This window comes from Hugonella massiliensis (assembly GCA_001486445.1).
In the GTDB taxonomy this organism is placed as follows: Bacteria; Actinomycetota; Coriobacteriia; order Coriobacteriales; family Eggerthellaceae; genus Hugonella; species Hugonella massiliensis.
Genome location: LN908986.1, coordinates 235,969 through 257,503 on the forward strand (window position 1 = coordinate 235,969; position 21,535 = coordinate 257,503).

The 21,535-nt window shown below is 62.4% G+C and carries 12 protein-coding genes, 2 rRNA genes, 1 pseudogene and 1 other annotated feature; of the genes and pseudogenes, 5 read left to right on the forward strand and 10 right to left on the reverse strand.

Annotation, left to right across the window (positions count from 1 at the left end):
* The first annotated feature begins 301 nt into the window (after positions 1-301).
* From BN3270_RS03565 to BN3270_RS03585, 5 genes are all read left to right on the forward strand, one after another.
* Entirely contained in the window at positions 302-1,585 is a 1,284-nt protein-coding gene (locus BN3270_RS03565) for a 2-hydroxyacyl-CoA dehydratase subunit D (RefSeq protein ID WP_058985810.1), read from the forward strand.
* Entirely contained in the window at positions 1,586-3,226 is a 1,641-nt protein-coding gene (locus tag BN3270_RS03570) for an acyl-CoA dehydratase activase (RefSeq protein WP_058985811.1), read from the forward strand.
* A gap of 1,016 nt (positions 3,227-4,242) precedes the next feature.
* On the forward strand, positions 4,243-6,465 hold the full coding sequence (gene nrdD / locus BN3270_RS03575) for an anaerobic ribonucleoside-triphosphate reductase (protein WP_058985812.1): 2,223 nt from the start codon (positions 4,243-4,245) through the stop codon (positions 6,463-6,465).
* An 83-nt stretch (positions 6,466-6,548) separates the two neighbouring features.
* Positions 6,549-7,097, forward strand: coding sequence for an anaerobic ribonucleoside-triphosphate reductase activating protein (gene nrdG / locus BN3270_RS03580; protein ID WP_058985813.1), 549 nt, complete (start codon positions 6,549-6,551; stop codon positions 7,095-7,097).
* Between the two features lie 510 nt (positions 7,098-7,607).
* On the forward strand, positions 7,608-8,645 hold the full coding sequence (locus BN3270_RS03585; RefSeq protein WP_058985814.1) for a sensor domain-containing diguanylate cyclase: 1,038 nt from the start codon (positions 7,608-7,610) through the stop codon (positions 8,643-8,645).
* A gap of 124 nt (positions 8,646-8,769) precedes the next feature.
* Here the strand turns inward: BN3270_RS03585 and BN3270_RS09640 are convergent, their stop codons facing one another.
* The 10 genes and pseudogenes from BN3270_RS09640 to BN3270_RS03640 form a co-directional block, all read right to left on the reverse strand.
* Positions 8,770-9,048: a hypothetical protein gene (locus BN3270_RS09640; protein WP_058985815.1), complete on the reverse strand. Its 279-nt coding sequence runs from the start codon at positions 9,046-9,048 to the stop codon at positions 8,770-8,772.
* A 22-nt stretch (positions 9,049-9,070) separates the two neighbouring features.
* Positions 9,071-9,364: pseudogene (locus tag BN3270_RS09645) on the reverse strand (helix-turn-helix domain-containing protein); the annotation flags it as partial.
* A 347-nt stretch (positions 9,365-9,711) separates the two neighbouring features.
* Positions 9,712-10,086 (reverse strand): 50S ribosomal protein L7/L12, encoded by a 375-nt coding sequence (gene rplL / locus BN3270_RS03605; RefSeq protein ID WP_058985818.1) that lies wholly within the window; start codon positions 10,084-10,086, stop codon positions 9,712-9,714.
* An 84-nt stretch (positions 10,087-10,170) separates the two neighbouring features.
* The gene (gene rplJ / locus BN3270_RS03610) at positions 10,171-10,692 is read right to left on the reverse strand and encodes a 50S ribosomal protein L10 (RefSeq protein WP_058985819.1); all 522 of its coding nucleotides are present in this window, start codon (positions 10,690-10,692) and stop codon (positions 10,171-10,173) included.
* Between the two features lie 53 nt (positions 10,693-10,745).
* Positions 10,746-10,886: a sequence feature (ribosomal protein L10 leader region), on the reverse strand.
* Positions 10,887-11,004: 118 nt separating this feature from the next.
* A complete protein-coding gene (locus tag BN3270_RS03615; protein ID WP_271711913.1) occupies positions 11,005-13,074 on the reverse strand; it encodes a Tat pathway signal sequence in 2,070 nt (689 codons plus the stop codon).
* 135 nt (positions 13,075-13,209) lie between these two features.
* The gene (gene acnA, locus BN3270_RS03620; RefSeq protein WP_058985820.1) at positions 13,210-15,855 is read right to left on the reverse strand and encodes an aconitate hydratase AcnA; all 2,646 of its coding nucleotides are present in this window, start codon (positions 15,853-15,855) and stop codon (positions 13,210-13,212) included.
* A gap of 93 nt (positions 15,856-15,948) precedes the next feature.
* Positions 15,949-16,533: a hypothetical protein gene (locus tag BN3270_RS03625; protein WP_058985821.1), complete on the reverse strand. Its 585-nt coding sequence runs from the start codon at positions 16,531-16,533 to the stop codon at positions 15,949-15,951.
* 183 nt (positions 16,534-16,716) lie between these two features.
* Positions 16,717-17,919 carry an NADP-dependent isocitrate dehydrogenase gene (locus BN3270_RS03630; protein ID WP_058985822.1) on the reverse strand — a complete coding sequence of 401 codons (1,203 nt, stop codon included), beginning with the start codon at positions 17,917-17,919 and terminating at the stop codon, positions 16,717-16,719.
* A 216-nt stretch (positions 17,920-18,135) separates the two neighbouring features.
* Positions 18,136-18,250: ribosomal RNA gene (gene rrf / locus BN3270_RS03635) — 5S ribosomal RNA — on the reverse strand.
* Between the two features lie 129 nt (positions 18,251-18,379).
* Positions 18,380-21,350, reverse strand: a 23S ribosomal RNA gene (locus BN3270_RS03640).
* Between the last annotated feature and the right edge of the window lie 185 nt (positions 21,351-21,535).

Sequence of the window (21,535 nt, forward strand, 5' to 3'; positions counted from 1 at the left end):
CCCGCGCGCACGCGTGCTCTCGTTTGCTCACAAGGATGCAGAATGGTGATGCGCGGCGAAGCAGAACGCCGCTTGACGGCGCGGGCAGGGATATGCAGAAGGGCGCGGGGGCAGAATCGCGCGCCGGAACCTGCTGGCGCTTTGGACCACTATAGCATGCGCCTCGCCCTCTGCCGCACGTCCAAGGGGTTTCCGCCCGCATCGCCGGCGCGACGGCCGAAAACGTGCGTTTCGCGAAGGACGCGCGCAGGCTCGCCCGCTTCCGCTACCATGCAAATACTTAGATTATCGAAAGGTTTTCATGAACGTCGTTTCCCTCTTCGGTCGGCTTGTGGGCGAGCAAGCCGCAACCAGCCCAGAAGGCGCCCGCAAGATCCTGCTGGCCGGATACGCCGCCCAGCAGGCAAAGCTCAGCGTCGCCCCCGACCATCGCCTACCCAAAAGCCGCCAGCGCATCGCCGTCGACACGATGAAACTCGTGCGACGCGCCCTCGACCACCCCGAAACCGCCGCGGCCACAAGCCTGTTCGCCCCTACCGAGTTCCTGCACACGGCGGGCGTGACCCCCTATTCGGTCGAGGTCATTTCAGCGTTTCTGGCCGGCACCCAGTGCGAGCAGTACTGGCTGCGCGACGCCGAGCAGGCGGGCTTCCCCGAAACCTTGTGCAGCTACCACCGCACCTTTCTTGGCGCGCTCGAATCGGGCATCCTCCCCTCGCCCAAGGCAATCGTCTACACCAACATCGCCTGCGACGGCAACATGGTCACCTTTCCCCATGCCGAAGAGTCCTTCCACGTGCCCGCCTTCTTCATCGACGTGCCCTGGGAGCACAGCGAGGATGCGGTAGCCTTCGTCGCCGACCGCCTGCGCCATCTGCCTGAATTCGTGGGCGACGTCTACGGGACCGCCCCCACCGACGACGATTTGTCCGAATGCCTGGCCCGCGAAGCACGCTGTAAGGCCGACTACCTCCACTATCTCGACCGGCAACCCACGCACCGCTTGCCCAACGACATGACGAGCGAGATGTACGCGATGATCGCCCTGCGCGTCATGCTCGGCTCGAAGCTTTCGGAAGATTTCGCCGCCCAGCTGGCCCGCGACGTCGACCAAGCGCCCGCCTCGGACGGCCTGCGCCTGGTATGGATGCACGTCATCCCCAACATGCTGCCGCCCGTGGTGTCGGCCCTAAGCTTCACCGACCGCGCCTACATCGCCGCGACCGACATCATCGTCGACGGACTCGCCACCCCGATCGACCCCGCCAAGCCCTACGAGACGCTCGCGCGCCGCATGGTCTACAGCGCCTACAACGGCTCGACCGACCTGCGCATCGAGCGCGCCCTCGACCTGTGCCGCCGTACCCACGCCGACGGCGTCGTCTACTTCGCCCATTGGGGCTGCAAGATGACCCTGGGCGCCGCCCACCTGGCCAAAACCGCGATCGAGGACGCCGGCTACCCTTGCCTGGTGCTCGACGGCGACGGCTGCGACCGCGTGAACACGAGCGAGGGCCAGGTCGCCACCCGGCTTAACGCCTTCCTCGAACTGCTCGAAGCCCGCCGCGCGCAAGAGGAGGCCTAAATGACCGTCATCTACACCTGCAAGTACGCCCCCGTCGAGCTGTTCGCGGGATTCGGCGAGACCTGCGCCCCCTTCGACGACGCGCCCGAAGACTTCGCCGCCGCCGACGAGTTCGTCCACCCCAACCTGTGCGGCTTCGGCAAAGACGTCGTGCAGAAGGCCCTTTCGGGTTCGATCGACCAGCTCGTGTTGGTGAACTGCTGCGACACCAACCGCCGCGTCTACGACATCGTGAAGGCGTCGGGGAAGTGCCGCTTCGTCTACCTGCTCGACCTGCCCCACTGCACCGACGCCTGCGCCATCGACCGCTTCGCCTTCGACCTGCGCAAACTTGCGCGCGCCTATGAGGATTTCTCGGGGAAGGCCTTCGACGCCGCCGCCTTCCGCCAAGCCTTCGTCCCCCAGCCGCCCGTCGACTACGACTACGTGGGGCTCGTGGGCGTGCGCGCCAACCATTACACCGAACAGGTGGTGCAGGCCGCTCTGTCGCTGCCCGTGCGCAACCTCACCTGCACAGGCCTGCGCAGCGTGGCGCCGATCGACGAGGAAGGCGGCGAAGACGCCCTCTTCACCGCTTACGCCGCGGCCCTGCTTGGCCAGATTCCCTGCGCTCGCATGGAACGCACGGGCGGGCGCCGGCAGATCCTCGCCGACCCCCATCTGTCCGGCGTCGTCTACCACACGCTGCGCTTCTGCGACTACTACGCCCAGGAAGGCGCGCGCTGGCATCAAGCCGCGCAGGTTCCCCTCCTGCAGATCGAGAGCGACTACACCAAATCGGGCAGCGAGCAGCTGCGCACGCGCGTCGAAGCCTTCGCCGAAGAGCTCGAGGGCACGCAACAGAAAGGGCCCGCCATGACCATCACCGAAGACACCCTTGTTGCCGGCATCGATTCCGGCTCCACGTCCACCGACGTCGTCATCATGAACGGAAACCGCAAGATCGTAGCGAGCGCGATCATCCCCACGCGCGGCAGCGCGAGCGCGAGCGCCGAGCGCAGTCTGCAGGAGGCCCTCGACCAAGCCGGCATCCCGCGAAAATCGATCGCGGCCGTCGTGGCCACCGGCTACGGGCGCGACGCCATCGGCAGCACCGACAGCTCGGTGACCGAAATCACCTGCCACGCCAAGGGCGCCCACTACCTCAACCCCCAGGTGCGCACGATCGTCGACATCGGCGGCCAGGACAGCAAGGCCATCGCCATCGACGAGCACGGCAACGTGACCTCGTTCGCGATGAACGACAAGTGCGCGGCGGGCACGGGCCGCTTCCTGGAAATGATGGCCCGCACCCTGGGCGTCGAGCTGTCCGACATGAGCGTGCTGGCCGCCAAGAGTTCGCACGCGACTTCGATTTCGAGCACCTGCTCGGTCTTTGCCGAAAGCGAGGTCGTCTCGCTTGTGGCCAACGACACGCCCCTGCCCGACATCGTCGCCGGGCTCAACCGGTCGGTCGCCCGCCGTACCGCCGCGCTCGCCAAGCGCGTGGGCGTACACGACGTCTGTATGATGACGGGCGGCGTAGCCAAAAACGAAGGCGTCGTGCGCGCGATCGAGGAAGCCCTGGGGCACGCGCTCGTCGTAGACGACCGCGCCCAGCTGGCCGGCGCCATCGGGGCGGCCCTCTTCGCCCTGGCCTAACGGCCGGCCAGCCCCACCCCTCCGGGCAACGGGGCTTCCGACGTCACCCGTTTTTCAGGAGCGCCCGCGCAGGCATACGCCCGCCGGGCGCTCGTTTCGCAGAGCCGATGCGCGACGGGCGCTCGTTTCGCAGGGCTCTTGCAATCCTCTGCTCAATCCGCACGGTGATTGCAGCTTTTCTGCTCAACCTGCACGGTCGTTGCACCTGACTGCTCATTTCGCACACGCCTTGCAGCCGATTGAGCGTTCGGCCCTTGGAAACGGACCGCTCTGCTCGTTTCGCACGGAAATGTCACGTCGGGAGCCGGAATCCCGCTCGTTCTGCACGCTTGTTGCACGGTTCTGCTCAAGATGCACGGCTGCAACACGCATCGGCTGCATTCCCCTTGCAAAACGAGTTTTCAAAGCCCTGATTCTCGTTCGAGCTGCACGGCCCCTGCATTTTGCACAGGCAGCCCGAAATCCTCGACGGAAACGCAAGCGGCGGCTAAACGGACCTGTTGGAAATCGCCCGCGCCGCCCATCGCGCGCGTGCGCCCCTATCCCTTCCCTCTCGCGGCGGCAACCCCCACATGTAGGTGCGCACCCCTTCTGCGCGAGCAGGCGTGCACGATGCCCCTACCGCGTTTTCGACCGCCCCGCATGCGGTTATCCACACCCTCCATCCCCGGAGCGCGGGTCGCAAATCGCCCGCTCCAAGAGGTGCCGTACCGTTTTCGGTACAGCCCCATCCACCCTTTCCACCGTCGTATTGATATGGTTCTTGTTACATTTTCTACCACTATATGTTGTGGTCGCATGACTTATGGATTCTATATGTGTGGCGTTTCCCCACTTTCGGGAAAAGGTGGGGGCTTCGAATGTCAAGCCTTGCGCCCCAACTTTTTTCAAGGCATAACAGTAAGCGAAGAAACGCGGCGCGCGAGTTTCCCCTCGCTGCAAGCCGCACGAACCACCCTTATTTCCCCGCCTTAGGACGCACGCCGCCCCAAGGTACACGACGCTAAGGAGAGCCGATGAAAGTCATCAAGCGCAACGGGTCCGAAGTCGTCTTCGACGTCACGAAGATCGTCAACGCCATCGCTGCCGCCAACGAAGAAGTCGTGCCCGAAAACCGCTTGTCCCAGGCCAACATCCTCTCTGCGGCCAACAAGGTCACCAGCCGCTGCGAGGGCCTGGGCCACGCACCCGCGGTCGAAGAGATCCAGGACATGGTGGAAGACGAGATCATGGCCCTGGGCTGCTACGAAGTCGCCCGCAAGTACATCATCTACCGCTACGTGCAGAACCAGCTGCGCGCCTCCAACACCACCGACGACAAGATCCTCTCCCTCATCGAATGCAACAACGAAGAGGTCAAGCAGGAAAACTCCAACAAGAACCCCACCGTCGTGTCGGTGCAGCGCGACTACATGGCCGGCGAAGTGTCCAAGGACCTGGCCGAGCGCATGCTCCTGCCCGAAGACGTGGTCGAAGCCCACGAAGAGGGCATCATCCACTTCCATGACGCCGACTACTACGCCCAGCGCATGCACAACTGCGACCTCGTCAACCTGGAAGACATGCTGCAGAACGGCACGGTGATTTCGGGCACCCTCATCGAAAAGCCCCACAGCTTCTCGACCGCCTGCAACATCGCCACGCAGATCATCGCCCAGGTGGCCAGCTGCCAGTACGGCGGCCAGTCCATCAGCCTCGCCCACCTGGCCCCCTTCGTCGACGTGAGCCGTCAGAAGATTCGCCGCCAGGTCATCGCCGAGATGAACTCCTTCGGCCTCGAGCCTTCGAAGGAAAAGATGGACAGGATCGTCGAAGAGCGCGTACGCGACGAGATCCGCCGCGGCGTCCAGACCATCCAATACCAGGTGGTCACCCTCATGACGACCAACGGCCAGGCCCCCTTCATCACCGTGTTCATGTACCTCAACGAGGCCAAAAACGAACAGGAGAAGCGCGACCTCGCCATCTGCATCGAAGAGATGCTGCGCCAGCGCTACCAGGGCGTGAAGAACGAAAAGGGCGTGTGGATCACTCCGGCCTTCCCCAAGCTGATCTACGTGCTCGAAAGCGACAACATCCACGAAGGCGACCCCTACTTCTACCTCACCAAGCTGGCGGCCAAGTGCACGGCCAAGCGCATGGTGCCCGACTACATCTCCGAAAAGAAGATGCGCGAGTACAAGCTCTCCAAAGGCGAAGTCGAAGGCGAAGGCGACGTCTACACCTGCATGGGCTGCCGGTCCTTCCTCACCCCCGACCGCTCGGGCAACGGCTACGACAACGTGGCCCGCGCCAAGAACTGGGAGCCCAACAAGCCCAAGTACTACGGTCGCTTCAACCAGGGCGTCGTCACGATCAATCTGGTCGACGTGGCCCTGTCGAGCGAAGGCGACGTCGATCGCTTCTGGGAAATCTTCGATGAACGCCTCGAGCTCTGCCATAAGGCCCTCATGTGCCGCCACAACCGTCTGAAGGGCACCCTGTCCGATGCGGCCCCGATCCTGTGGCAGTACGGCGCCTTGGCGCGCCTGGAAAAGGGCGAGACGATCGACAAGCTGCTCTACGGCGGCTACTCCACGATCAGCCTGGGCTACGCCGGCCTCTACGAGTGCGTGAAGTTCATGACGGGCGAATCGCACACCGACCCCGACGCCACCCCCTTCGCGCTTTCGGTCATGCAGCACATGAACGACAAATGCGCCGAATGGAAGGCCGAGCACGACATCGACTTCAGCCTCTACGGCACCCCGCTCGAATCGACCACCTACAAGTTCGCCAAGGCCCTGCAGCGCCGCTTCGGCATCGCCCCCGGCATCACCGACCACGGCTACATCACCAACAGCTATCACGTGAACGTGCGCGAGGACATCGACGCCTTCACCAAGCTCAAGTTCGAAAGCCAGTTCCAGCGCCTGTCCCCCGGCGGGGCCATCTCCTACGTGGAAGTGCCCAACATGCAGGACAACCTGGAAGCGGTTATCGCCGTCATGCAGTACATCTACGACAACATCATGTACGCCGAGCTCAACACCAAGAGCGACTACTGCCAGAAGTGCGGTTACGACGGCGAAATCAAGATTGTCGAAGACGACGGCAAGCTCGTGTGGGAATGCCCCAGCTGCGGCAACCGCGACCAGAGCACGCTCAACGTCGCCCGTCGCACCTGCGGCTACATCGGCACCCAGTTCTGGAACCAGGGCCGTACCGAAGAGATCAAAGACCGCGTGCTGCACCTCTAAGCAGCCCCCGGTAGCCCCAAGGCCCGCATCCGCCGCAGCGCGTGCTGCAACGATGCGGGCCTTCTGCTGCAAGGAGACACCTCATGTACTACGGAAACGTCAAATACTCCGATATCGCTAACGGCGAAGGCGTGCGCACCTCCCTGTTCGTGTCGGGCTGCACCCACCACTGCAAAGAATGCTTCCAACCCGAGACGTGGAACTTCTCCTATGGGCAGGAATTCACCCAAGACGTGGCCGATGCCATCGTCGAAAGCCTGAAGGCGCCCTGGGTCGAAGGTCTCACCGTGCTCGGCGGCGAACCGATGGAACCGGTCAATCAACAGGGCTTGCTGCCCCTGCTGCGTCGCGTGCGCGCCGAAGTGCCGGGCAAGAACGTCTGGTGCTACACGGGCGACCATTTCGAAGCCCTCTGCGACCCGAAGAGCCCTCGCCACACCGACGCCACCGACGAGCTGCTCTCGCTTATCGACGTGCTTGTCGACGGCCCCTTCGAACGCGAGCTCTACGACATCACCCTGCGCTTTAGCGGGTCGTCGAACCAGCGGCTTATCGACGTGCCCGCCACCCTTTCTACAGGCGAAGTCGTCTTGTGGAAGGGCGACGAAGAGCTCGCGCGCCACAGCATGTAGCCTGCGAAATGCGGGCGCGGCAGCAACGAGCACCGCTGCCGCGCCCGCCTGGGCCACCTGCACACGAACCCACCGCCCCGCGCGCACTGACCAGAACGCGCGGGATACAACAGGCAATCGCTCTCGTCTCGTGATATAACTATTTACATAGATTTATCACGACGCCAAGAAAGCGATCCATGCGCGAGCCGCTCTTCACACCCGACCCCTTCTACGATATTCCCGTAGCGTACGCGGTCTTCCGCGCGATCATGGACGAAGGGCGCACGCGCTGCGTCGACACGCGCTATGTCTACGTGAACGAGGCCTACTGCGCCATGGTGGACATGACCCACGACCAACTCGTGGGTCGATCCTTCCTGGAATCGTACGCCGAAGCAGACCCGCGCTGGCTCAACTATTGCTTTCGCGCCGTCACGAGCCGCGAAACCGTGCACGACGTCATCCTCGCGCCCGAAATCGACCACTGGCTCGATTTCACGGTGAGCCCCCCTGTCTCAGCCCGACCTGGTGGCCTACATCTTCACCAACGTCGACCACCAGCAGGAACTCAAAATCTCGATCAACCGCATCCGCGTCACCAACGACATCATCCTGCAGATTTCGCGTCTCCTGAGCAACGACGAGGACTACGAAACCTGTATGAACCACGCCCTCGCCCAACTGAGCACCTACATCGAGCCCGACCGGCTCTACGTCCTCGAAACTGACGGCATCACCGTGTCCAACACCTTCGAATGGTGCGCCGAGGGCATAGAACCGGAGCTCGACACCCTGCAGAACCTCAGCTATGACGACTATATCGGCAGCTGGGAGGAATTCCTGAAGTACGACAGCAGCGTGCTCATCCCCGATATCGAGATGCTGAAAGCACACGACCCCATCGACTACGCCAACCTCAAGCGTCAGGGCATCAAGCGACTGCTCTGCGCTCCTTTCTACAGCAAAGGCAAGCTCGTCGGGTACCTGGGCGCCGACAACTATGAGATATCCGACCTGATCAACACGAAGGCCATCCTGGAAGCGGTGTCGTATTTCATCGGTTCGAAAATCGCCAACCACAAGCTGGTGAGCCAACTCGCATACCTCAGCAAGCATGACAGCCTCACCGAGGTGGGCAACCGTGCCGCCTTGGCCGAGCGCATCGATGCGCTCTCCCGCAGCTCGGGAAGCGTGGGCGTGGTCTTTGCCGACGTGAACGGGTTGAAAGAGACGAACGACGCGCATGGCCATCGGGCCGGCGATAAAACGCTTCAGCAGGCAGCGCGCGTGCTTTCCGGCATTTGGGGCGCGGCAAACGTGTACCGAGACGGCGGCGACGAGTTCGTCGCCCTCCTCCCGCTCATCTCGCGCAGCGATTTCGAACGCAGCTGTAAAAAGCTCACCAAGATAATAGGCGAAGAAAAACGGCACCGCCTCGCTATCGGCGCCGTGTGGATCGACGACGCGTCCCGCCTCGACCAAGCCATCACCCAAGCAGATCAGCTCATGTACCGGGACAAAGCCGAATACTACAACCGCGCCAACATCGGCCGCACCGTGCGCTAGCGTGCGTGCGAGGGGCGATGCTCGTCCCTCGCACGCACATCCTTGTCATACAGCTCCATTGACCGGTGGCAAGCAGGGGTTATCTGCTCATTTTACAGACCAGATTCCCACCGCCTCCCGCGCATCACGTCCGCATCTTCAGGAAAGCCGTAAGCGCCCCGTACAGGATACCCGCGACCGGCCAGATGACCCAGGTAATCGCCCAGCCCATGGAAAGGAAGCTCACGAGCAGATACGCTGCCGTCATGACCGCCCAGTAGATGGTGCCGATACGGTTGTTCACCGCTTTCGCCGCACGGTCGTAATCGCCTTCCTCGAGAAGGACCTTATATCCGCTCTCGATGCAGCAGGCACGCACTATCAGATAGACGCCAACCGCGACGAAGCAAAGGAGAGCACACACCCCCACGCATTCGTAGAAGTCCCTAAGCGATGCATCGGACGCATCGCCTGCGAGCGTTGCGTTCGTTATGCGCGAGAAAGGCGCCCGCCTCTTCCATGGAAACAGGCGTAAGCGATGCTCCGTCAAGCATCGCCCGATCCGGTGCGTCACCGCCGACGGCCGCCCCTTCGGCATCGTCCATGCCATCCTTCAGCAGGTAGTCGGTGGACACGCCGAAGAGTTCGGACAGAGCCACGATCTTCTTCATGTCGGGCGTCGACTGAGCGCTCTCCCATTTCGAAATGGACTGACGGCTCACCCCGAGCTTGCCGGCGAGCTGTTCTTGGGATCATCCGTTTTTCTTCCTAAGGTCGATGATCTTTTCCGCCAGAATCATGGGATGCTCCTTCCCCCTAAGGACATCCTCAGCATGACCGATACGCCCGGTTGCGTCTACCAAGCGCGCTTTACATTCCGCCAACCGCCGGTTGCCAACGGACACATCAAAGTCAATCGCGCCGTCGTTAGAGCAGACGCCGTCTGCAATGCGGGGCACATCGGGGCCGCCCCCTTGCCGCGCCCCATCGTGGCGCAATCCCTCCCCGCATACAAAAAAGGACCGCGCGGGCAACCCCGTGCGGTCCTTTGCGCATGCGCAAAACGCGATGATGCAACCGAAGCGATTTACTTCAGGGTTACCGCAGCACCGGCTTCCTCGAGCTTGGCCTTGATTTCCTCGGCCTCTTCCTTCTTCACGCCTTCCTTGAGCGTGTTCGGAGCAGCCTCGACGGCAGCCTTGGCTTCCTTCAGGCCCAGGCCGGTGATCTCGCGAACGACCTTGATGACGGCGATCTTGTTGTCGCCGAAGCCCTCGAGCACGACGTCGAAGTCGGTCTTCTCAGCGGCAGCTTCGCCACCGGCAGCCGGAGCGGCAGCCACGGCAACGGGAGCAGCGGCGGACACGCCGAAGGTCTCCTCGATGTCCTTGACGAGTTCGGAAGCCTCGAGCAGAGACATCTCCTTCAGAGCCTCAATGATTTCTTCTTTGGTCACAGCCATGTTAGTTTCCTTTCAAGGGAGCCGCGCTTCTTCGCACGACTCGAAATGTCAAATGTGCGCGACGCACTGCGCCGCAATGCTGCGCTAGGCAGCGGGCTTCTGCTCGGCAACCTGGCTGATTGCCTGCGCCAGACCCTGCGGCACGCCGTTGATCGTAACGGCCAGACCGCGCGCAACACCTGCGATAGCAGATGCGATGGAAGCGTAGAGTTCTTCGCGGGAAGGCAGAGAAGCGATAGCCTCGACCTGCGCTGCGTCGTACTCGACACCGTCCATGATGCCGCCGCGGATCTCGAGGTTCTCGTTATCCTTGGCGAAGGTCTTCAGGGCCTTCGCAGCGGCAGCAGGATCGCCATCGGCGAACACGAAGGCGTTCGGGCCGTCGAGGATGTCTTCCATCGTCGGCTGGCCGGCTTCGCCGAGAGCCAGCTTCACCAGGGTGTTCTTGTACACCACCATGTGAGCGCCGGCCTCGCGCACGTCGCGACGGAGCTGCTGGACTTCCTTCACGGTCAGGCCGCGGTAGTCGACAACCCACACCGCGGAGACACCGTCGAGCTCCCCTTTGATCTTTTCCAGGGTTTCCTTGTTCTGAGCGTTGGGCATGTAGTACACCTCCTTCTTTTCCAAAACGGGTTCCGCCCCAAGGGAGGATCGCGTCTTGAAAAAGAAACGACCTCCTGCCGGACAGCAGGAGGTCGTTCAAAGCTCAAAGCGTTATCTGAACCACCTCGGCAGGCCGCTTGCGCGATTAAACCCGAACGGGTGCCGGCTGTCTTTGGCAGCGGAACTATTCCACTAACAGGCTGCATTTCTGCAGCCCTGATAGTATGCCAAAGGACACGGCCGCTTGCAAGGCGCATGCAACCTGCGCACCGATTCGTCACAGCTTCATCACGGCGCCGGAAAAGAAGCTCCCTAGGCGGCTCCACCCGCATTCGTCGCAGCGGACGCATCGCCCGAAGACGCGGCCGACGACGAGGCCTGGACATCGGACGCCTGAGAGCCGCCGCCCGTCGACGTCGCACCCGCGCCCCCCGCGGTCGCGGTACCGCCCGCCTGCGACGCGGCCGACTCGATCGATTGCGCCGTGCAGGTTGGGTCGCCGTCGATATAGGTGAAGGCGATACGGTCGCCCACCCCGTAGCGCGCCACCTCGATCAAGCCCGGCAGGGGGAAGTCGTAGATCCTGCTGTCGCCGTCGAGCGTGAGGTACACGTGCGTGTTGCCGTCGACAACCGCCTGCAGGACCGTACGGATCTGCCCGTCAGCCGTACCCTGAGCCGACGAATCGACCGCGCTCACCGCCCCGTTGGTCGCCAGCAGGGCCTTGTAGGATTTTTGGCAATCGGCCACCGTGTCGCCGATAGCGACGTTCTGGTAGCGCTGGATGTCGATCATGGCGAATTTCTTGGCAAGGCCCGCATCATCCTTAAGCGCCATGAAATAGGTGGGCTGGCCGTTGATGTTGAGCAGAAGCGGGAAGCTCGCGTGGTAGCCCAAGTTCTGCACCTGGCCCTCGGCGCTCTTCATAGCCGATTCCTCGGTGGCCCCGGCTACGCTGTAGTAGTGGGTTTCGGCCGTGCGCTGGTTCACCAGCACGAAGCCCACGATCGCGTTGTCGGCCGTGGCGCTCGTCACGCCTGAATACAGCCAGACATCGTCGTCCTTGGCGATGTAGTTGTAGCCGGCGTTGCCGTCGGTGCCGGGCGTCGTCTGCACCACGCCGCTCTGACCGAGCCAGCTGTTGAGCCAGCCGCCCTTCAGGCTGCCGTACCAGTTGTACTGCTGCACCACCAAGTCGCTCGGATAGGCCCTATCGACCCACTGGGGCACGTCGCCGATCGCGTAGTCCTGCGTCTCGCCGGTGCTCGCGTTTACCAGCACGACCCTCGAAATGGTCTCGCCGCCGAAAAGGCCGATCGTACGGTCCTGCACGGGGCAGATCCACCAGGGCGTGCCGTCTTCATCGATTTCGAAGCTCTTCTCCTCGAACATGTAGAAGGGGTACTTCAACTGCACGTAGCGGTCGATGTTACGCTCGAGCGGCTCGGAATCGACGTAGTAGATCGGCTGGTCGAGGCGGACGACCTGGGTATCCTGACTGGCCATGTCGACGAGCACGTAGGCGGGCACGCCCGAATCCTTGTTGTAGAACCACTTGAAGAGGTCGGCGTACTCGAGTGGGCTCACGCGCACCGGCCGGCCCTGGTAGTTGATCTGCGAATAGATGTTGGAGATCTCGAACTGGCTCACGTATTCGGGGATTTCACCAAGCGTGCGGTTGCCCAGCAGCACCGACGATTCCTTGTCGATGACGGGAATCGAGTTGTAATCGACTTCCTGGATATCGGTCGCGAAATCGCTGTCCTGCACGTTGAGCAGTGACGAGTATTTTTCCGCGTTGCCCGGCCAGATGGAATACGAGGCCACGGCGCCCACGACGCCCACGATCGCGACGGCCACAGGAACCCAGGACAGGTACTTGAAGCGGACGGCCTTCTTCTCGCTGCGCTCGCGCTTGCCGTCGCCGGTGGCGTAGGAGCGGCTGATCGTGCGGAAGGTGATGAAGGCGGGGAGAATCACGAAGATCGCAAGAAAGACCCACAGGTCAGCCGAATGGATGTTGATGGGCGGATGGAACCACCAGTAGGCAATTGCGATGATCGCCACGAGCACCGCAATGAGGACGACGAGCGTCTTGCGCGGCAGAGGGGGCACTTCGAAATCGAAGGAGCCGTCGTCGTGGGAGCCGCCCTCGGACCCGTGGCCCCCGAAGCCCCCGAATCCCCCGAATCCCGCAAAGGGGTTGCCGCCCCCAAAGGGGTTGCCGCCACCGGCACCCTTTCCCGCATCGAAGGGGACGCGCTGCCCGTGGGAGCGCTTCTTGCTCCCTTCCGAGCTCGTATGATCCGCAGAACCCGCATCCGCTGACGAGGGGTCGAACCCCACCATCTTGAAGTAATCTTCCATCTGTTTCTTGTCCACAGCGTATCCCCCTTCAGGCTGCGCTCTTCGTGGTCGATTTTCGGCACAGTATACAGGAAACGGGCACCGCCCCTTCGGCAGCGCCCGTTCGTTACGTTCCCATTGACCTCGCCCGAGACGGCGTTGTTCTCCGCCCTAGCCCGCAAGGTTACGCAGCACGTACTGCAGGATGCCCCCGTTGGCGTAGTAGGCGCCTTCGGTGGGCGTGTCGATGCGCACCAGGCAGGTGAAGCCCACGGTCGATCCGTCGCCGCGCACCGCATGCGCGCGGACGTGCGCCGGCTGCGGTAGGCCGCCAGAAAAGTCGATCGGCTCGATCGAGTAGGTCTCGGTGCCATCGAGTCCCAAGGTCGCCGCGCTGTCGCCCTCTTCGAATTGCAGGGGCAGGATGCCCATGCCGATGAGGTTGCTGCGATGGATGCGCTCGAAGCTTTCGGCGAAGACGGCCCGCACGCCCAGCAACATGGGGCCTTTGGCCGCCCAGTCGCGTGAAGAACCGCTCCCGTACATCTTGCCCGCAAGCACCACGAGCGGCACGCCGGCGGCACGGTAGTCTTCGGACGCGTCGAAGATGAGCTTGATGTTCCCGTCGAGCAAGTCGCGCGTCCAGCCGCCCTTCTTGCCATCCGCCAGGGCATTCGAAAGCTTGACGTTGGCGAACGTGCCGCGCGCCATGACCTCGTGGTTGCCGCGACGGCTGCCGTAAGTGTTGAACTCGGCATCGGCCACGCCGCCCTCGCGCAGGTAGCGCGCCGCCGCCGAATCGGGAGCGATCGCGCCGGCCGGCGAAATGTGGTCGGTCGTGATGAAGTCGCCGAGCGCAACCAAAGCGCGCGCACCCTCGATCGGCGCCGGGGCTGCCACTTCCTTGGTCATCCCGTCGAAGTAGGTGGCACGGCGCACGTAGGTAGACGAGGCATCCCAATCGAAGACATCGCTTGCCGGGCGATCGAGGGCATCCCACGCCGCATCGCCCTCGAAGAGGCCCTTTCCGCCCTCTTCGAAGAGGGCGCGGTCGACCACCTGTGCCTGCAGGGCAGCCACGTCGGCGTTGGTCGGCCAAATGTCGCGCAGGTAGACCGGCTGTCCCTGGGCGTCGGCCCCCAGCGGCTCGGTTTCGAAATCGAAGTCCATCGTTCCGGCAAGGGCGTAGGCGATTACGCCGGCGGGAGCGCTCAGATAGTTCTGGGCGACGTCGGGCGAGATGCGGCCTTCGAAGTTACGGTTGCCCGAAAGGACGCTGGCGAGCTCGATCTCGTCGGCGACCTCGTGCAGCTGGGGCAGCACCGGACCCGAGTTGCCGATGCAGCTCATGCATCCGAACCCGCAGGTATAGAAACCGAGTTTCTGCAGGCCATCGATGAGGCCCGCACGCTCGAGCAAGAGCTCGGTCGCCTTGCTGCCCGGTGCCAGAATGGTCTTCACCCAAGGCTTGGGAGCAAGCCCGCGTTCGGCCGCGTTGCGGGCGAGCAGGCCGCAGGCGAGCATCATGGCCGGGTCGGTCGCTGTCGTGCAGCTCGTCACCGCGGCAATCGCGATCGCGCCCGACGCAAGCTCGTAGGACGCCCCGTCGATGGTAACCGTGGCGCGTTCACCACCGACGCCGCGATCGGCGCAAATCCCCTCGAAAGCCCGCTTGGCTCCCGCGCAGGAAATGCGGTCGTGGGGGCGGCTCGGGCCGGCGATGCTGCGCTCCACCGTGCCCAAATCGAGATGAAGCACCTTGGCGTAGGTGCGCGGCGACCCGTCGTTCCACAGGCCCTGGGCCTTCGCGTAGGCTTCCACCAGCGCGATGCGCTCCTCGCTGCGGCCCGTGAGGCGCAGATAGTCGATCGTCTGCTCGTCAACGGGAAACAAGGTGCAGGTGCTGCCGTATTCGGGCGTCATGTTGGAAATACAGGCGCGCTGGGTAGCCGTGAGGTTGCCCACGCCTTCCCCGAAGCATTCGACGAAGCAGCCGACAACTCCCTCTTCGCGCAGCATCTGGGCGAAGCGCAGCGACACATCCATAGCCGCAACGCCTTCGGGCAGCTTGCCGGTGAGCTCGACGCCGATCACGCGCGGCACGAGCTGGGTGATCGGCTGGCCCAGAGCCGCCGCTTCGGCTTCGATGCCGCCCACACCCCAGCCGAGCACGCCGATGCCGTTGGCGGTAGGGGTATGACTGTCGGTGCCCACCAGGGTGTCGAAATAGGCCGTGGTACCCTCGTCGGTTTCGGCCGTCATGACCACCTGGGCGAAGCGCTCGATGTTGAGCTGGTGGCAAATGCCCTGTCCGGGCGGCACGATGCTCACGTTCTGGAAGGAATGCTGGGCCCACTTCAGGAAATCATAGCGCTCGCGATTGCGGTGGAATTCGGTCGCCATGTTGTCGGCGAGGGCCGCCGCGCACCCGTATTCATCGGCAATGACCGAATGGTCGATCACAAGGTTGCAGGGCACCTGGGGATTGATCGTGCGCGGGTCGCCGCCAAGCGCCTTGCAGGCTTCGCGCATAACGGCGAAATCAACGAAGACGGGCACGCCGGTGAAATCCTGGAAGAGCACGCGCGCTGGAGAAAAGGCCACTTCCCCGCCGGCCTCGCCGGCAAGCCCCGCTTCGAGAAGGCGATCGGCCAGCGTGCGCGCCTGCGCCGGGTCGGGCACGTTGCGCAGGATGTTTTCGAGCAGGACCGTAAGGGAATACGGCAGTTTTTCAGCCCCGGGCAAGGCGCGCACCGGATAGTAGCGATAGGTCGATCCGCCCACTTCGAGCGTTGCTAGATTCTTAGTACCAGCCATTCGGCTGCCCCTCTCGACGGTACACAGGGGCCGCGGAAACCGACCGCTCGAGCCGGCGCCGCGGCCACGCTGCGCACATGATGTACCTACTGATTAGTTGGAAAGGTTTTCGATAATCTGACTGGCACGCGCCTTTAAGGCGCCCTTGCCGTTCTTGGCATCGAAGGCCATGCGCTCTTTGAGCTCCTGCTTCACCTGATCGGAAAGCTTGCCCTCAGAAAAACCGATGACCGCATTGAGCATCTCTTGGAAGCCCAAGTCGCCGTGATAGCACTGGATGCCCTCGTCGATGAGAGGCCAGGTCTTTTCGGACCGGTTTTCCGTCGTGGCACCCAGCCGGCAAAGGAAGCGCATAGCCGAAAGGCGCACCATACTGTTCGACTCGTCGAACAGGGAGGCTTCAGCCCCCGGAATGGCCTTGTCGCATGCCCGTGAATCGACGGCCACGATTTCGGTAAGGGCGTCGAGGCATTCCCAGCGCGTTTGCGCCTCAGGGCGATTGAGGGCGTCGACCAAATCGTCGGCATAGGGCACGAGCACTTCGGGCTTCTGCTTGGCAACGCCGCCGATCACGTGCGCTGCCGTCTGACGGGCGCGGCGGGACGAACCCTGCAGTTCGCCGATGATCTTCTGCCGCAGGCCGTCTTTGATAATCACCGATTTGACGAGCTTTTCCATCGTCTCGTTATCTGTCACGAGCACCAATCCTTCACTCAAACTCTCTGCGAAGCGCATCCAATGGTCCAATGAAAGTATACTTCATCCAACTAAAGCAAGCCCCTGAACAGCCCCAAGAGCGCGAATTGCGCACATGAGCGGAAAGCCCGCCCGCCCCCAAAGGGTCGCGGGCGGGCTTCTTTGTTAGGCGAGACGACGGGCGATCGCTGCAATGAAGTCCTCGGTGTTGAGCTGACGCGGATGTTCAAACGTCGTGATCCGGGCAAGGTCTCCAGTCATCTCACCCGCTTCGATCGTATCGATCGTCGCCTTTTCGAGCCGGTCGGCAAAGGACACCAGGTCGGGCAGGTCGTCGAGCTGGCCGCGCTTGCGGAAGGCTCCTGACCAGGCGAAGATCGTCGCCACCGGGTTGGTGGAGGTCTCCTCGCCCTTCAGATATTTGTAGTAGTGGCGCTGCACGGTGCCGTGAGCGGCCTCGTATTCCCAGTACCCATGGGGAGAAACGAGGACCGAAGTCATCATGGCGAGCGACCCGAACGCCGTGGACACCATGTCGCTCATCACGTCGCCGTCGTAGTTCTTGCAGGCCCAAATGAAACCGCCCTCGCTGCGCACCACGCGGGCCACGGCATCATCAATAAGCGTATAAAAGTACTCGATACCCGCCTCTTCGAAACGCGTCCGATACTCGGCTTCATAGAGGTCGGCAAAAATGTCTTTGAACCGATGGTCATAGGTTTTGGAAATGGTGTCCTTGGTGGCAAACCAAAGGTCCTGTTTGGTTTCGAGCGCATAGTTAAAGCAAGCTCGCGCAAAGCCCTCGATCGAGGCATCGATGTTGTGCATACCCTCGACGATACCCGCACCGTCGAACTCATGCACGGTAACGCGCTGTTCGTCGCCCCCGTCGGCAGGCGTGTACACGAGCTCAACCTTGCCGGGACCCGGAACCTTCATCTCGACATCGCGATAAAGATCGCCATAGGCATGACGTGCGATGGTAATCGGGGCCTTCCAGGTAGGGATATAGGGCTCAATTCCCTTGACGATAATGGGGGCGCGAAAGACCGTGCCATCGAGAAGAGCGCGAATGGTGCCGTTGGGGCTCTTCCAAATCTCGTCGAGATGGTATTCCTCTTTGCGAGCGGCATTGGGCGTGATAGTGGCGCACTTCACCGCAACCCCGTACTTCTTGGTGGCCATCGATGCGTCGATCGTCACCTGGTCGCGGGTTTCATTGCGATGTTCCAGCCCCAGATCGAAGTAGGCGGTCTTCAAGTCGACAAAAGGCTCGATAAGCTCATCTTTAATCAGTTTCCAGAGCACGCGCGTCATTTCGTCGCCGTCCATCTCGACCAACGGCGTCTTCATTGCGATTTTTCCCATAGTCTCTCCTGTTCGCAGGCTCACGTCCGCACTGATTGATCTCAGTTCTTCAGTAGTGTACCCCAGCTCGAAGGCGAGACGAGGTCAACGGTGTTTCGGGAAATTTAAAACCAAGTGGAAAGATGCACGAGATACGCGGATTGGGAAAACCCCTCCATATACGGAAAGGGGGCCGCCCCCTCGGGCGGCCCCCGCGCAAAGAAAAAGCGCCCTCCGCGAGCGCGACGCCCTATCCTCCCACGGGCTTCCCCCGCAGTACTTTCGGCGATGCGGGGCTTAACTGCCGGGTTCGGAATGGGTCCGGGTGATCCCCCGCTCCATGGTCGCGCTCGCGGGGGGCGCTCCCCCGCGAGGTCCTGGTTAGGATCTCTCTAGGTTTTCCAAGGCGGCTTCGGGCCGACCCTGGGGGTTGCATGGCGCTCACGGAAACCTCACGGACCGTCAGATACGGGTGCGAATTGAGATGAAGAGCTCGACCGATTAGTACCGCTCGCCTGAGCGCCTCGCGGCGCTTGCAGCTGCGGCCTATCAACCTCGTGGTCTACGAGGGGTCTTACCGGAAAGAGAACTCATCTTGGAGACGGCTTCGCGCTTAGATGCCTTCAGCGCTTATCCGTTCCGGACGTAGCTACGCGGCAGTGCCGTTGGCCGACAACCGCTGCACCAGAGGTCCGTCCACCCCGGTCCTCTCGTACTAGGGGCAGATCTCCTCAGTTCTCTTGCGCCCGCGGAGGATAGGGACCGAACTGTCTCACGACGTTCTGAACCCAGCTCGCGTACCGCTTTGAATGGCGAACAGCCATACCCTTGGGACCGACTTCAGCCCCAGGATGCGATGAGCCGACATCGAGGTGCCAAACCTTGCCGTCGATGTGGACTCTTGGGCAAGATCAGCCTGTTATCCCCGGAGTACCTTTTATCCGTTGAGCGACGGCCGTTCCACGTCGGGCCGCCGGATCACTAGAACCTGGTTTCCCACCTGCTCGGCTCGTCGGCCTCGCAGTCAAGCCCGCTTGTACTCTTGTGCTCTGCGGACGGTTGCCGACCGTCCTGAGCGGACCTTGCGCACGCCTCCGTTACTCTTTGGGAGGCGACCGCCCCAGTCAAACTACCCGCCTGGCACGGTCCGCGCGCCGGATCGCGGCCGCGCGTTAGATCGCCGGAACGGTGAGGGTGGTATTCCAAGGGCGGCTCCGCCCGGGCTGGCGCCCGGGGTTCATAGCCTCCCACCTATCCTCTACGCACCGAGCCAACGATCAATGCCAAGCTGTAGTAAAGGTTCACGGGGTCTTTCCGTCCTTCCGCGGGAAGTTCGCATCTTCACGAACAATGCAATTTCACCGGGTCCATGGTTGAGACAGCGCCCAAGTCGTTACGCCATTCGTGCAGGTCGGAACTTACCCGACAAGGAATTTCGCTACCTTAGGACCGTTATAGTTACGGCCGCCGTTTACCGGGGCTTGGCTTCGGCGCCTCGCTTTCGCTAACGCTTCCGCGTAACCTTCCGGCACCGGGCAGGCGTCAGACCCTATACGTCGCCTTGCGGCTTTGCAGAGTCCTGTGTTTTTGATAAACAGTCGCTTGGGCCGTTTCGCTGCGGCCCGCCCGGGCTCCGGAGGCTAGCTCCCTCACCTGGGCGGGCACCCCTTCTCCCGAAGTTACGGGGTCGGTATGCCGAGTTCCTTAACCATGGTTCTCCCGATCGCCTCGGTATGCTCTACCCGCCTACCTGTGTCGGTTTTGGTACGGGCGCCGCGGGCCTCCCTAGAGGTTTTTCCAGGGGGCATGGGCTCGCCGGCTTCGGATCAGATCCTTCGTCTCGCGTCTCGGGCTCATCGGTCGGCTGGTTTCCATGCCGACCGCCCTACGCGCTTTCACGGGGACGTCCAGAACCCCGCCCGGCTACCCTTCCCCGTCACCCCGTCGGTGGTGACGGCCCGCGGCGGTACAGGAATGTCCGCCTGTTGTGCATCGCCTACGCGTGTCCGCCTCGGCTTAGCTCCCGACTGACCCTGGGGCGATTAGCGTTGCCCAGGAACCCTTAGGCTTACGGCGGAGGGGTTTCCCGCCCCTCTCTCGTTACTCATGCCAGCATTCTCACTTCCCGGATGTCCACGCGGGGTCGCCCCTCGCGCTTCGCCCCTCCGGGAAAGCTCCCCTACCACAGGATCTCTCGATCCGTCCGCCGCTTCGGCGCCGTGCTTAGCCCCGTGAATTGTCGGCGCATGTCCACTCGACCAGTGAGCTGTTACGCACTCTTTAAATGCATGGCTGCTTCTAAGCCAACATCCTGGTTGTCTAGGCAAACGCACATCCTTTGCCACTCGGCACGGACTTGGGGGCCTTAGCGGGCGGTCTGGGCTGTTTCCCTCTCGAGCACACAGCTTAGCCCACATGCTCTGACTCGCGGCCAATGGGATGCCGGCATTCGGAGTTTGGTTTTCCTCGGCAGGCGGTGAGGCCCCCTCGGAAGTCCAGTGCTCTACCTCCGGCATCGTACGGCCGCGGCTAGCCCTAAAGCTATTTCGGGGAGAACGAGATATCTCCGGGTTTGATTGGCCTTTCACCCCTATCCACGGGTCGTCCCCTCCGTTTTCAACCGAAGTGGGTTCGGGCCTCCACGGGGTCTTACCCCCGCTTCACCCTGCCCATGGATAGCTCACCCGGCTTCGCGTCTACGGCGCGCTACTCACCGCCATCTTAAAGGCTCGCTTTCACTGCGGCTCGCTTCGAAGCTTAACCTCGCAGCGCACCGTAACTCGCTGGCTCATTCTACAAAAGGCACGCCGTCACAGAGGAATCCTCTGCTCCGACTGCTTGCGGGCGCACGGTTTCAGGTACTGTTTCACTCCCCTCTCGGGGTGCTTTTCACCTTTCCCTCACGGTACTGGTCCTCTATCGGTCATAGGAGAGTATTCAGCCTTGGAGGGCGGTCCCCCCTGCTTCCAACCGGGTTTCACGTGCCCGGCTGTACTCGGGATGCGCGTCCGCCGGGGGACTGGGGTCCGCGTACGGGGCTCTCGCCCGCTCCGGCCGGCCTTTCCATGCCGTTCCGCTTCCCAGTCCCTTTGTAACCGGCGCCGGCCCCTGCAGGGACCGGATGCGCGCTCCCACGACCCCCATGCAGCAACGCCTGCAGGCTGTGCGCATGCATGGGTTTAGGCTAAACGCGCTTTCGCTCGCCGCTACTCGCGCGATCTCGGTTGATTTCCTTTCCTCGGGGTACTTAGATGTTTCAGTTCCCCCGGTTCGCCCCTTCCCGCCTATGCGTTCGGCGGGAGGTGCCAGAGCTCCGCTCTGGCGGGTTGCCCCGTTCGGAGACCTGCGGGTCGAGGGATGTTTGCTCCTCACCGCAGATTATCGCAGCTTGCCGCGTCCTTCGAAGCCTTCCTATGCCAAGGCATCCACCGTGCGCCCTACGTATCTTCATTTCCCTTCGCGTCCCCTCCCGCGCTTCTGCGCGGGAGGCGTCAGTTCGAAATAAAAGTATTTCGGGTATCCATATCTTAGTTATTGCGATCGTGTAATGCGAACCACCTGCGGGATTCCCGGAAGATCGAATTAGTTTGAAAAACGAATCTGAGGGATTCTCGCTGATGATTCTTTCAGTTTCTAT